This is a genomic window from Pseudomonas sp. BW7P1, assembly GCF_024981055.1.
GTDB lineage: Bacteria > Pseudomonadota > Gammaproteobacteria > Pseudomonadales > Pseudomonadaceae > Aquipseudomonas > Aquipseudomonas bananamidigenes.
This window is the reverse complement of the sequence record NZ_CP103374.1, coordinates 3,833,119-3,845,578: the sequence shown is the minus strand read 5'-3', so window position 1 is coordinate 3,845,578 and position 12,460 is coordinate 3,833,119. Positions and strand designations below refer to the sequence as shown.

Sequence of the window (12,460 nt, the reverse complement as noted above, 5' to 3'; positions counted from 1 at the left end):
TTGGCGAGTGCGGGCGATATGTCTCACTTTCAGTCCTTTGAGCTTTCCCTACCATGAAAAAAATGTTCATTTTCATTGGCGCATTCTTGCTGCTCTGCGGATGCGTCACAAAAAACTTCAGTGCCGAAGATCGCCAACAGATCAAGACACTGAAAGTACTTCCGGTGTTTGTCGCCGTCGATAACTTCAAATACACCAGTATGACTCAGGCTTGGAGCGCGGGACTCGGTGCAGGTGCCGGCGCGACCACTGGTATGGCGAGCGGTGCATCAATGACGCAAACCAACGCATTGGCGGGAGCGGGATCCGTGGAGGGAACCAAAGACGGTGATGTGCTGACGGGCGATGTTACCAAGGCAATCCTCAACAACATGAAGGTCCATGACATTGACTTGGCCAAGCTGGTCCGCCAGAGCTTTGTTGACAGGGCACGGCAGGAGCGGTTGTTCACCATCGTCGGTGAAGGCGAACAGGCCGATGCCGAGATCGAGATCATTGTTTCGCAATGGGGACTGTGCCTGAAAAACTTCAGCACCGAGCTGTATCCGGTCATTGGAGCAACAGCCCAGATCAAACGCAACGGCTCGGCTGTCTGGCGAAACTTTGAAACGATCTCTGTATTCAACGACGCTAACAATCTTGCTTACCTGCCCGAGCAATACGCAAAAGATCCTGAGGTCCTTCGCCAGGCTTTTACCCATGTGTCTGATCTATTGGTGGGTGGACTGGTCAAAGACATGAAGCAATAAATCGGTTTGCAGGTCGCCGGCCAGGCGCTTCATGAAACATTTCCAGATTGATACCAATGTGCCATTGCCTCCAGTAAAGTGTGCGCCGCCCGAGAGATGGATCCCGGGCGTTTACCCATGGAGTCTTGTAGTGAAATACCTCAGCAAAGTAGTCGCCGCCGCACTGTTCGGTGTGGTTCTGGCAGGTTGCACCGGCACCCCGATGAACACCCGTAATTACGACAGCAATCAGTACACCGTGATTGGCCACAGCGAAGCGACCGCCACCGGCCTGATGCTGTTCGGCGTTATCCCGATTCGCCAGAACAGCCGTTTCGTCCGCGCCCAGGATGCGGCGATCAAGGCCCGCGGCGGCGATGCGATGATCAACACTCAGGTTCAGGAAAACTGGTTCTGGGCTTGGGTCCTGAGCGGCTACACCACCAAGGTCTCCGGTGATGTGATCAAGCTGAAAACCGCTCAGTAAGCGACGGTTGGATGTGAAAAAGCCCGGCTGATCAGGCCGGGCTTTTATTTGTACTGCGAAAGCGCTTTCAGCCTCATGCGACGCGGCGCTCAATCAGACGATCCGAACCACCTTCAGCCACGCGGCGTTCTTGCAGACGATCAGCGCCACCTTCGGCTACACGGCGTTCTTGCAGACGATCAGCGCCACCTTCGGCTACACGGCGTTCTTGCAGACGATCAGCGCCACCTTCGGCCACACGGCGTTCTTGCAGACGATCCGCGCCACCTTCAGCCACACGACGTTCCAGCAGACGATCCGCGCCACCTTCGGCCACACGGCGTTCCAGCAGACGATCCGCGCCACCTTCGGCCACACGACGTTCCAGCAGACGATCAGCGCCACCTTCAGCCACACGACGTTCCAGCAGACGATCCGAACCACCTTCAGCTACACGCTGTTCGATCAATCGATCCGAACCGCCTTCGGCGATCATGGTGTGGGCGGGTTTGGCTGCAAAAGCGTTGACTGCGAGAACCGAGAAAGCGATGCCGAGAAGGATTTGGCGTTTCATGATCGTGTGCTCCGGGGTGTTGTCGGGTTGGTATGGAGCAGATGTTACGCCCGGGATTTTTTATGAGAACTTCATTGGCGTGATGGTGACTATCGACGCCAACGATGGATGCCCGGGCATCGATTCACGGGGCGGTTGCCCGGATGCACAGTTCTCCGGAAGCTCGGATCAGCGCCAGTTCATGCAACGCATCCTTTGCCAGACCGTTGCGCGCCTTGACCAGCCACGCCGTGCAGTCCGGATCGTGGCGATAGGGCGTGAAGTCGGAGTATTGCTGCAACAGCCTTGTTTGCAGTTCATCCAGACGCGGACGAATCTGTTTGCTCAGGTCCGGGCGCGGTGTGTCCGGCGCAGCACCCGCCGCCTGCCACTTCGCGAGCAAACCGTATTGCACCAGTTTGTTGGCCTCCATTTGCGCGGCGATCAATTGCGCCACGTCTTGCGGGTCGAGTTTGCGTTCGGTGGCCATCGCTCGGGCATTGGCGATGACCTGGGCTTCACGGGGACTGTCCTGGATCGGCTTGCCGCTGTCCCATTTGGTCAGGGCGACGAGGTCGGCGATGTTCAGGCGTTCATTCAAGGTCACCAGCAGGCTTTGCAGCGCTTCGGGGGCTGGCGTCGGGGTCGCGTGAGCAGTCGTTGCCAGAGCGGCAAACAGGGCAGAGGTCAGCAGGGTCGAGACACGAGGCATGGGAGCGGTTCACTTGCATTTTGGACAGGGGGTGGAGATTACGAAGTTTTAATGCAAAGGGGTACGACCTGAAAGGCTGTGCATACCTTAGACTCTCCCCCATTGCTTTCACCGAGACGGACGCTCGATGCAGACCCCCGCCCAAAATCCCCTCTGGAAAACCTACCTGCTGTTCCTCGCCCCGATGGTGCTGTCGAACTTCCTGCAGTCGATGTCGGGCACGGTCAACAGCATCTACATCGGCCAGATGCTCGGCACCCAGGCACTGGCGGCGGTGTCGGGGATGTTTCCGATCATCTTTTTCTTCATCGCGCTGGTCATTGGTCTGGGTGCCGGGGCAGGGGTGTTGATAGGCCAGGCATGGGGCGCACGGGAGTCGCACATGGTGAAGGCGATCGCCGGGGCCACTTTATTGCTGGGCGTGTTGATCGGCCTGGTCGCGGCAGTATCTGGCAGTGTGTTTGCGCGCCAGGCATTGCAGGGTTTGGGCACGCCGGCGGATGTGCTGGACGACGCGGTTTCCTACGCCCGGGTGATGATGTGGACGTTGCCGTTTGTGCTGGTGTACGTGCTGTTCACACAGTTGTTGCGTGGGGTGAGCGATACGCTGTCGCCGATGCTCGCTCTGCTGCTGTCGACGGTTGTCGGTCTGGCGCTGACCCCGGCGTTCATTCGCGGATGGCTGGGCCTGCCGCAACTGGGGATTCAGAGCGCGGCGTTTGCCGGTCTGGCCGGTACGCTGGCGGCGATGGCGTGGCTGGCGTGGAGCCTCATCCGCAAGGGCCATCCGCTGGCGCCGGACCGTGAGTTCTTTGCAGCGCTGCGGCTCGACGGTGCCATCCTGGGCAAGGTGTTGCGCATCGGTCTGCCGACCGGTGTGCAGATGATCGTGCTGTCGCTGTCGGAGCTGGTGATTCTGGCGCTGGTCAACCAGCATGGTTCGCAGGCGACGGCGGCGTACGGTGCGGTGACGCAGATCGTCAACTACGTGCAGTTTCCGGCGTTGTCGATTGCGATCACTGCGTCGATCCTTGGTGCCCAGGCGATCGGCGCCGGGCGGCTGGAGCGGATGGGGCCGATCCTGCGCACCGGGTTGTGGATCAACGTGTGCCTGACCGGTGGCCTGATCGTGCTCGGTTACCTGCTGTCGCACTGGCTGCTGGGGTTGTTCCTGACCGAGGAGTCGACCCGGGCGATGGCCGAGCACTTGCTGCACATCATGCTGTGGAGTCTGTTGATCTTCGGCTTCCAGGCAATCATCGGCGGCATCATGCGCGCCAGCGGCACAGTGCTGGTGCCGGTGGGTGTGGCGATCGTCTGCGTGCTCGGTGTGCAGTTGCCGGCGGCCTACTGGCTGGACGGGCAGTTTGGTTTGCAGGGCGTGTGGATGGCGTTTCCGATTGCCTATCTGGGAATGCTGGCGCTGCAGACGTTGTATTACAAACGGGTCTGGCAGCATCAGAAGATCGAGCGGTTGGTGTAGGACTGATCGTCAGAAAACGCAGGGCCGCTCCTTGGGAAGCGGCCCTTTTTGTTCTCAGCGACCCGGGTGAATCAACGGGCGCCGGTGATGCCACGGCAACGCCTGTTCCAGTTGTGCCGACAGACGAAGCAGAACATCGTCAGCACCGAAGCGTGCTGCCAGTTGCACACCGATCGGCAAGCCTTCGCGGGACATCCCCAACGGCAGCGAAATGGCCGGCGTTCCCGCAACGTTGAACACCGGGGTGAAGGGCGAGTGATCGAACACCCGAGCCGTCCATTGCAGGCCATCCAGCGTGTCGGCGCCGCGATTGTAGAGGCCGATGGCTTGCGGCAGTTGCGGCAGGGTCGGGGTCAGCAGGATGTCGATGGACCCGAACCACGCGGCCACTTGCCGGGCGACACTGTTGCGCACTTCCAGCGCGGCGGCGAAGTCTGTGCCGCGCGATTGCTGGCCGAAGGCGTAGCAGGCGAGGGTGGCCGGTTCCAGGGTGTTGTGATCGACTGGTCGCCGGGTAGCGGTGGCGAGATGATCGATCCAGCGCACCAGACTGGCACACCAGATGTGCGCGTTGGCTTCGACGAACGCGTCCCACGACAGGCCGAGCGGCGCCCGGACGGTTTCAACCTGATGGCCGAGGGATTCAAGCTCTCGGGCAACACGGGCGGTGGCACCACTGATCTCGGGATCGACGCGGGCCCCGTTCCACGGCGCATCGAGCAAACCGATACGCAAGCGTCCGGGATCGCGGCCGACCTGAGCCAGAAAACCTTCGACAGGTGCCGCCGTGTAATAAGGATCGCCCGGCGCACAGCCCTGCACCACATCCATCAACGCCGCGCTGTCGCGCACCGTCCGCGACAGGCCGAGTTGCACGCCGAGCCCGGCAAACACCTCGTCCATCAATGGCCCGTGAGAGCTGCGGCCACGCGTCGGCTTGAGGCCCACCAGCCCGTTGAACGCTGCCGGAACGCGGATCGATCCTGCTGCGTCAGTAGCATGGGCGATCGGCACGATGCCCGCTGCGACAGCCGCACCGGCGCCACCGCTTGAGCCCCCGGCGGAGCGTTGCGGGTTCCAGGGATTGCGGGTCGGGCCTTGCAGGAGGGAGTCGGTTTCGGTGCTGAAGGCCATTTCCGGGGTGGTGGTTCGGCCCAGGGTGATGAGCCCGGCGGCGTTGAATCGTTGCATCAGGCTGGAGTCGCTTTGCGCGACCAGGCCTTGCGCGAGTCGGCTGCCCAGTTCATTGCGTCGTCCGGCTGCGGTGATCGCCAGATCCTTGATCAGAAACGGTACCCCGGCCAGGGGACCGCTGCCCGTGGTCGCGGTCGGTGTCCAGTGCTCGATGACGGCGTTGATCGCAGGGTTGACCTGCTGTATCGCTTCGATGGCCAGAGCAGCCAGTTCTTGGGCGTGGACTTCGCCTGTGGCAACCCGTTGCGCGAGAGCGATGCCGTCATGTTCGGCGTATTCGTTGAGGTTCATGGATAGCACTCCGAGAGGGAGCACCGATATTAAGTCGCAGGGTATCAGCTGATTAGCCCATAATCGCGGCATAAAATGTGCCAAGGGTGGCACAGTTGATTGTTCTCAGGACAGGCCCGAAATGATCCGTGACTTGAACGACACACTGGTTTTCGTCTGTGTGGTACGTCTGGGCAGCTTCACCGCCGCTGCCCATGCGTTGCAGATGCCGAAAACCACGGTCAGCCGCCGGGTGCGCGAACTGGAACAGGCCATCGGCGTACAGTTGCTGCGCCGCACCACGCGTCAGTTGAGCATGACCGAGGCCGGTGCGGTGTATTACGAGCAGTGCAAATCCATTGCCGATACGCTCGAACACGCCGAGCGGGCGGTGCATCAATTGCGTGACGGGCCCCGTGGCTGGTTGCGGGTGACCGTGCCGTTTTCATTCGGGGTCAGTTGGTTCGCTCCGTTGCTGGCAGGGTTTCGTCAGGCGTATCCGGACATCCGTCTGGAGATTCTGGCCTCTCATGTGCCGATGGATCTGGTGGGCGAGGAGATCGATATCGCCCTGCGGCTGGGTGCATTGCCGGACTCGAGCCTGATCGCCCGGCGGCTGGCCAGTTTTCCCACGGGCATTTACGCGGCACCGGAATACCTCGAGCGCCACGGCACGCCACAATCCCCGGAAGAGCTGTTGCAGCATCAGACGTTGACGCTGCATCAGGCCCGGCGCGATGTCGGTTATGTCTGGCCATTGCGCCGGGAAGGGGCCCGCCTGAGAGACTATCGCGTCGAACCCTGCATTCTTGCCAATGACCCGGCGCTGTTGCAGGAAGCGTTACTGGCAGGCGAGGGACTGAGCCTGGCGATGGAGCAGAGCATGCAGGTGGACGTGCAGGCGGGGCGCCTGATCCGGGTGTTGCCGCAGTGGATCGGCCCGCCCCAGGATCTCAATGCGGTCACGGCCCGCGAGCATCTGCCATCGCCCAAGGTGAAGGCATTGATCGGCTATCTGAAGGCGAGGATGACCGACGCAGTGGCATAACCGCCGGAACTTTGCTTAAGTCATTCGAGGTCCACCGGGGCAGCGGAGCATCCCATGTCGATTCGATTGTTATTGGCTGCCGTGTGTTGCCTGATCGTCACACCGGCGGTGCAGGCCGTGGAGTACACCCGGGTCAACACCACTGCCAGTCAGATCAGCTTCACCTATGACCAGATGGGCTCGCGGATGTATGGCACGTTCGGCAAGTTCGACGCGACGCTGGACTTCGACACCGAACATCTTGCCGATGCCCATACGACGTTGCACATCGATCTCACCAGCATCGACGCCGGCAGCGAAGACGCCAACACCGAGCTGGTGAAGCCCGCGTGGTTCGATACGGAAAAATTCCCGATGGCGGTGTTCGAGTCGACCCGTTTCAGCCGGGTCGATGACCACCATTATCGGTTGCTCGGCCGGCTTACCCTCAAAGGCATCACTCGCGAAGTGCAGGTGCCGGTGCAACTGAAACCCGACAGCAGCATCGGCATCTTCGACGGTGAATTGGTACTCAAGCGCGATGCCTTTGGACTCGGTGCCGGGGAGTGGGCCGACACCGTGGTTTCCAACGACATCGCGATCAAGTTCAAGATCGTTGCGCCGGCGCAATGACCGGCCTCAATACGCCCGCCAGTGCCCCGGGACCCAGCGCCATTGGTTGCCGGCCCAGCGGTAATGGCCGGCGACCCAGTGGTAGCCCGGTGCAGGCATCGCCGGAACGACCTCCACCACAGGCGGTGGCCGGTGCGGGCGAACCGGTTCGACGACGCAGCCCGACAGCGTGATCGCCACGAGCGTGGCGGTAAGCAAGGTTTTTATGATTTTTGACATGGTGGTGTTCCTGGTGGGTAACGTTGGCAGACGGTTGCGCGATCAACGCACCCAATGGCCTTCAATCCAGTACCAGTTCGGCCCGCGCGCCTCCCAGTGGCCGGGTTCCCAGCGTGCGCCGTGGTGGCGCACCGGTTGCCAGTGACCGGGCATCCAGACATAACCGCGACCTTCCCAGCGCCAGTGGCCGCGATCCCAGGCGTAACCGGGCCGTGGACCTGGCATCGGTTCCATGCGCATCGGTGGCGGTGCTTCGCGGATGATGATTTCGGGTTGGGCAAACACGGGGGAACTGGCCAGTGCGGCCAGCGTCACCGGCAACAGCAGCAGGGCTTTTCGCCATTTCAACAGGGAACGCAGAACGTTCATGACAACTCCTCAGGGCCTGCGTCGGAAAATGAACGCAGCTGAAGAATTGGACGCCAAACGGGCAAAAAGTCCGTTCGCCGGCAGATGAAATTTTTGTCAGGCTTGCACAGGGTATGATGTCGCGGTTCGCCGGTCGCTCAACCCGCCCGGGAACCTGTGTTTTACCGCCGGAGTTCACCCGCCATGCCCCGCATCACCCACTACAAATCCCCGTGCCCCGAAGGCGTCAACAGCCAGATCCTGCAGATGGTGGTCGACTACCTGACCGACATCAGCGCCATCGGTCTGGGCCCGAGCAACCTGCTGTACAACGTCTATCAGTACGCGGTCGGCTACGAGGTGCATTTGTATCTGGAGGCATTGAATGGCGAGAAGGGCACCGAAGTGGAGCTGTTGGTGGCCACCGACGAGGATGACCCGGAGCAGGTGATCGGCTTCCTGTTGTACCTGCCGGTGCAAGGGGATTGGGAGGCGTGCAACGTCGCGTACCTGGCGGTCGATCAATTGCATCGCCGCCAGGGCGTGGCCCGTGCGTTGATCGCGGAAATGGTTGCGCGCTACCCCCATGCCGAACTGACGTGCGGCGTGGGTAAAGTTCCGTATTTCGAAACGCTGGGCTTTGAAGTGCTGGGCCAGTTGGAGACGCAAGTGCTGATGAGCACCCGGCATTACCGCAGCAATGGTTTGCGTGGTTTCATCGACACCACGCCGATCTACCGCTCGCTGGAGGTGCAGCAGATCCACACTTATCTGCTGCAAAAACACGGTAAACGGGCGATGGTCGATGCCGAAAAACAGCGCGACCGGCACCTGGATCAAGTCACCCGTCACACCGAAGAATTTGTCCGCCAGCGCCTGACCGTGCACTGATCCGGCCAACAGCAAAAAGCCCTTGTTGCGATGACCGCAGCAAGGGCTTTTTTTGTGCCCGTGATCTCAGGACAGCTTCACGTTCATGGTGATTCGCGCCGTGAACACCTTCTTGCCCTCGGTGTCGTGGATGTCCACCGGCACAATCTTGTCGCCTTCGGTCTGCCAGTCCAGCCCTTCGCCAATGGCCACGGCGGTCACATCGGATTTCGCCTTGGCCAGGTACTCGACGGTCATGCCTTTTGGAATCCAGCGGGCGCCGGCGGGAATCGACACGTCGGTCATCATCCCGGCCGCCAGTTCAGCGGCGTTGCACAGGGCGATGGCGTGCACGGTGCCGAGGTGGTTGGTGATCTCCCGGCGAAACGGAACCTGCACCGTCGCCGAACCCGCCCGCAGTTCGCTGACCAGCGGGTTGATGGTGCTGAAGTAAGGCGCGACCTGACAGGCCATCTGACTGAATGCCTGGGGGCCGACACTGCTGAACATGCTGAGAAACTGACTCATGGTAAAGCCTCGCGATGGGATGAATTTACAGAATGATGTTCCGTAACAGAATATTGTTCTGTAACGGAACGGTATTCTGTCTGGGGGAAATCTGTCAATCTAGGCGCGTTTCGATTACCGGCACGGGTGTGCCCTTCAACCTGATTTACAAGGCCTTCAACCCCATGGACACCGCAGATCTACTCGAGCGCAGCTACCCCGGACGCCGGGCCGAACTCAAGCGCGATATCTTTCGCAAGGCCTTGCGCCTGTTCAATGAGCAGGGGATCGAGGCCACCACCATCGAAATGATCCGCGCCGAGTGCGACACCAGTGTCGGCGCGATCTACCACCATTTCGGCAACAAGGAAGGCTTGGTGGCCGCGCTGTTCTTCACTGCGCTGGAGGATCAGGCGCGTCTGCGTGACGCCTGTCTGGCGCAAGCGACGAGCACCGAAGAGGGCGTGCAGGCGCTGGTCTACAGCTACGTGGATTGGGTCGAGAACCAGCCTGAATGGGCGCGGTTCCAGTATCACGCGCGTTATGCCGTAACCCGGGGCCCGCACAAGGAGGATCTGGCCGAGCGCAACAAGACCCGCAACCAGGGCCTGCGCACCTGGCTGAGCGAATCCGGGCGCGCAGCCGAACTCATTGAATGCCCGGCCGAACTGCTGCCATCGCTGATCATCGGTCAGGCCGACAGCTATTGTCGGGCATGGTTGTCGGGAAGAGTGCAGGGCAGCCCGAAGGCTTGTCGTGAATTGTTGGCGCAGGCGGCGTGGCGTTCGATCCGTCGCGAACCGGAACGCTGATTTTCAGGGACAAAAAAAGAGCCTCAAGACTCTTTGATGGGGAGGAAGTAGAGCCCGTGAGGCTCAAGATGCGCGTGAAACAAGGTACGGGCTTGATTGGGGTTCAGAACACCTGCACCTGCGCAGCGGTCTGGCGAGCCAGGCAGCTGCGTAACTCCATCCTAGGAAGGTGCACGGACGGTCTCAAGTACCGTCAGTCACTTGCTTTGCGGCACTGGCGGCGGCTCTTTCGACCATCGCGGCGATGGTTGCAAACAGTTCGTCGCGGGCCTGTGCTGCACTGATTTCGTCGGTGGCTGCTGCTTGAGACAACGCCTCGGCGGCACCGAGCATGGCGCGCAGTCCCGCTTGGCTAATGTCACCACCGTCAGCGAACGGCGACAGCACACGGCGGCATTTCTCCAGGAAAATCGCCTCGTATTCGCGCTTGATCCTCTCCAGTTCCGGCGAGCTGGCCAAGGCGGCGATTACCCCGGGAATCTCGTTGCCCTGGGTCAGCACACAGTCGACATACGACGTGGCAATCACCGAGGCCGTGCCGCTCAACGTCGCCTCGCAGTTGTCCAGCGCGGCATCCATCAGTGCGGTCTGGCGCCTGTCGAAATCCTGATACAGCGCAGCCAGCAAACCGGCGCGGGTGATGAAGTGGTCATAGACCACCGGTTTGGTCACACCGGCCTTTTCCGCCAGATAACCCAGGGTCAGGGCGTCGGTGCCTTCTTCGCGAATCAATTGCCAGGCCATGTCGAGCAACTGGCGCTGGCGATCTTCCCGGGAAAGTCGCCGGCGGGGTTGAACGGATTCGGGGATTTCAGTGGTTGACATTGCTTATATACCAAACGTAACTTACTGAAGGTAACTTACCAAGTGTAGCTTATCGAAAGGATAAGCCCTTGGTCAGCAATCACCAACCGGAGATTTCCCCATGCACGCACTGATTGTTGTGGCTCATGACGATCCCCGTTCGCTGACTCATGCGCTGGCGCAGAAAATCGCCAAAGGCCTGTCGGAGAACGATCCGTCCAACACCTTCGAAATGGCTGACTTGCACGCCGAGGAATTCGACCCGCGTTTCGGCGTGGCCGACTGGGCGGTGCATCACCGTGAGTCAGCACCGCCGGCAGACGTCCTGGCCGAACAGGCACGCATCGACCGCGCCGATGCACTGGTGCTGGTGTATCCGGTGTTCTGGTGGTCGATGCCGGCGTTGCTCAAAGGCTGGATCGACCGGGTGTTCAGCAATGGCTGGGCGTATGACTTCGACGGTGATTCGACGCACAAGAAGCTCGGACGCCTGCGCGTGCATCTGGTCGCACTCGGCGGGGCCGATGCGCGCACCTACGAACGCCACGGCTACGACGCGGCGATGAAGACGCGGATCGATCACGGGATTTTCGATTATTGCGGGGCGACGGTGACGGGCTCGGCGTTGTTGCTGGAGTCCGAGTCGAGCGATCCTGCGATCCAGTTGCAGGCAGCGCGTGAACTCGGACTTGGGTTGTTCCGATGAATGTCAACGAGCGCCCGGCCAGCCGGCTTTCTCGAGAGCGGCGAGCAGGGTGTCGGCATCCAGCCCAGGCACCGAATGCCCGTTGCCTTCGGTGCTGTCGCTGGCCAGCAAGGCATTGATGATTGCTTCTTCAACCGCCTCGGTCGCCGCCAGAAACAGCTCGCTGATGTGGTCGTTGTTGACCATCCGCAAGCCGTCGCAGGTGGGCGCGCCTTTGCCCTCGTAGGCGGCGGGCGGGATTTGTTCGTTGCCGGTGGCGAAGGCAATGAAAATGTCACCGCTGTGGTCTTCGTTGCCACCACCGGTACGCGCCAGACCGAGACTGGCCCGTTGTGCCAGGCGCGTGCATTGATGCGGCAACAACGGCGCATCGGTGGCCAGGCACACCACAATCGAACCCATGCCCGGATGTGGCAGCGACGCGCGCAGGAACGGCGAATCCACCTGTTCCATGTAACGCCCGACCGGGTAGCCGTCGACCCGCAGTTCGCTGCGAATCCCGTGGTTGGCCTGGACGATGGCGCCCACCGTCCAGCCACCCTGAGCCTTGCTCAAGCGGCGCGATGCGGTGCCGATCCCGCCCTTGAATTCATGGCAGATCATGCCGCTGCCACCGCCCACTGCGCCTTCCCGCACCGGGCCGTCAACGGCATTGCTCATGGCCTCCGCCACGTGTCCGGGCTTCACATGAAAGCCGTTGATGTCGTTGAGCAAACCGTCGAAGGTTTCCAGTACCACCGGCATGTTCCAGTAGAGACGACCTTTGTCCGGTTGCTGCGCGCGGTCCAGTTCGATCAAGGCATCGCGCACCACGCCGAGGCTGTGGGTGTTGGTGAAGGCGATTGGGCTGGTCAGCAGGCCGGCCTCGCGAATCCATTCCAGCCCGGTGGCATCACCGTTGCCGTTGAGTACGTGAACGCCGGCAAAACAGGGTTGTGCGTTTGTCGATACGGCACGCGGTTCGATCAAGGTGACGCCGGTGCAGACATCACGTCCGCTGGCGCTTTGACCGCGCACATTGCTGTGGCCGACCCGCACGCCGGGGACGTCGGTGATGGCATTGAGCGGGCCGGGCTGCAGTCGGCCGATGCGGATATGGAGATCGCGGGCTCTTGGTTTCATGGTGTT

General features: G+C 61.2%; 16 protein-coding genes. 8 read left to right on the top strand and 8 right to left on the bottom strand.

Annotated features, from left to right (window positions below; genetic code table 11):
• The first annotated feature begins 53 nt into the window (after window positions 1-53).
• Together NWV16_RS17215 and NWV16_RS17210 are read left to right on the top strand one after the other, a co-directional pair.
• A complete protein-coding gene (locus tag NWV16_RS17215; protein WP_260520031.1) occupies window positions 54-749 on the top strand; it encodes a hypothetical protein in 696 nt (231 codons plus the stop codon).
• A 130-nt stretch (window positions 750-879) separates the two neighbouring features.
• The gene (locus tag NWV16_RS17210) at window positions 880-1,215 is read left to right on the top strand and encodes a hypothetical protein (protein ID WP_065258385.1); all 336 of its coding nucleotides are present in this window, start codon (window positions 880-882) and stop codon (window positions 1,213-1,215) included.
• A gap of 73 nt (window positions 1,216-1,288) precedes the next feature.
• Here the strand turns inward: NWV16_RS17210 and NWV16_RS17205 are convergent, their stop codons facing one another.
• Both NWV16_RS17205 and NWV16_RS17200 read right to left on the bottom strand, forming a co-directional pair.
• Window positions 1,289-1,768, bottom strand: a complete 480-nt coding sequence (locus NWV16_RS17205; protein WP_260520030.1) for a phage infection protein — start codon at window positions 1,766-1,768, stop codon at window positions 1,289-1,291.
• Between the two features lie 124 nt (window positions 1,769-1,892).
• Window positions 1,893-2,459: a chorismate mutase gene (locus NWV16_RS17200; RefSeq protein WP_260520029.1), complete on the bottom strand. Its 567-nt coding sequence runs from the start codon at window positions 2,457-2,459 to the stop codon at window positions 1,893-1,895.
• Window positions 2,460-2,586: 127 nt separating this feature from the next.
• Between NWV16_RS17200 and NWV16_RS17195 the strand changes: the two genes are divergently transcribed.
• Entirely contained in the window at window positions 2,587-3,942 is a 1,356-nt protein-coding gene (locus tag NWV16_RS17195; protein ID WP_260520028.1) for an MATE family efflux transporter, read from the top strand.
• 54 nt (window positions 3,943-3,996) lie between these two features.
• Here NWV16_RS17195 and NWV16_RS17190 read toward each other — a convergent pair whose 3' ends face one another.
• Window positions 3,997-5,427 carry an amidase gene (locus tag NWV16_RS17190; protein ID WP_260520027.1) on the bottom strand — a complete coding sequence of 477 codons (1,431 nt, stop codon included), beginning with the start codon at window positions 5,425-5,427 and terminating at the stop codon, window positions 3,997-3,999.
• 121 nt (window positions 5,428-5,548) lie between these two features.
• Here NWV16_RS17190 and NWV16_RS17185 point away from each other — a divergent pair, with 121 nt between their 5' ends.
• Complete coding sequence (locus NWV16_RS17185; RefSeq protein WP_260520026.1) at window positions 5,549-6,454, top strand: LysR family transcriptional regulator; 906 nt, start codon at window positions 5,549-5,551, stop codon at window positions 6,452-6,454.
• Window positions 6,455-6,508: 54 nt separating this feature from the next.
• Window positions 6,509-7,066, top strand: a complete 558-nt coding sequence (locus NWV16_RS17180) for a YceI family protein (protein WP_260520025.1) — start codon at window positions 6,509-6,511, stop codon at window positions 7,064-7,066.
• Between the two features lie 6 nt (window positions 7,067-7,072).
• Here NWV16_RS17180 and NWV16_RS17175 read toward each other — a convergent pair whose 3' ends face one another.
• Both NWV16_RS17175 and NWV16_RS17170 read right to left on the bottom strand, forming a co-directional pair.
• Window positions 7,073-7,285 (bottom strand): YXWGXW repeat-containing protein, encoded by a 213-nt coding sequence (locus NWV16_RS17175; protein ID WP_065258392.1) that lies wholly within the window; start codon window positions 7,283-7,285, stop codon window positions 7,073-7,075.
• A gap of 42 nt (window positions 7,286-7,327) precedes the next feature.
• A complete protein-coding gene (locus NWV16_RS17170) occupies window positions 7,328-7,654 on the bottom strand; it encodes a YXWGXW repeat-containing protein (protein ID WP_260520024.1) in 327 nt (108 codons plus the stop codon).
• A 183-nt stretch (window positions 7,655-7,837) separates the two neighbouring features.
• On the opposite strand from NWV16_RS17170, the gene NWV16_RS17165 reads away from it, so the two are divergent.
• A complete protein-coding gene (locus NWV16_RS17165) occupies window positions 7,838-8,524 on the top strand; it encodes a GNAT family N-acetyltransferase (protein WP_260520023.1) in 687 nt (228 codons plus the stop codon).
• Window positions 8,525-8,590: 66 nt separating this feature from the next.
• Here NWV16_RS17165 and NWV16_RS17160 read toward each other — a convergent pair whose 3' ends face one another.
• On the bottom strand, window positions 8,591-9,031 hold the full coding sequence (locus tag NWV16_RS17160; protein ID WP_260520022.1) for a hotdog fold domain-containing protein: 441 nt from the start codon (window positions 9,029-9,031) through the stop codon (window positions 8,591-8,593).
• Window positions 9,032-9,195: 164 nt separating this feature from the next.
• Here NWV16_RS17160 and NWV16_RS17155 point away from each other — a divergent pair, with 164 nt between their 5' ends.
• A complete protein-coding gene (locus tag NWV16_RS17155; RefSeq protein WP_260520021.1) occupies window positions 9,196-9,822 on the top strand; it encodes a TetR/AcrR family transcriptional regulator in 627 nt (208 codons plus the stop codon).
• Window positions 9,823-10,005: 183 nt separating this feature from the next.
• On the opposite strand, the gene NWV16_RS17150 is transcribed toward NWV16_RS17155, so the two are convergent.
• Complete coding sequence (locus tag NWV16_RS17150; protein WP_260520020.1) at window positions 10,006-10,647, bottom strand: TetR/AcrR family transcriptional regulator; 642 nt, start codon at window positions 10,645-10,647, stop codon at window positions 10,006-10,008.
• 100 nt (window positions 10,648-10,747) lie between these two features.
• Here NWV16_RS17150 and NWV16_RS17145 point away from each other — a divergent pair, with 100 nt between their 5' ends.
• Window positions 10,748-11,332, top strand: a complete 585-nt coding sequence (locus NWV16_RS17145; protein WP_260520019.1) for an NAD(P)H-dependent oxidoreductase — start codon at window positions 10,748-10,750, stop codon at window positions 11,330-11,332.
• A gap of 3 nt (window positions 11,333-11,335) precedes the next feature.
• On the opposite strand, the gene NWV16_RS17140 is transcribed toward NWV16_RS17145, so the two are convergent.
• Window positions 11,336-12,454 (bottom strand): P1 family peptidase, encoded by a 1,119-nt coding sequence (locus NWV16_RS17140; RefSeq protein WP_260520018.1) that lies wholly within the window; start codon window positions 12,452-12,454, stop codon window positions 11,336-11,338.
• Window positions 12,455-12,460 lie beyond the last annotated feature (6 nt).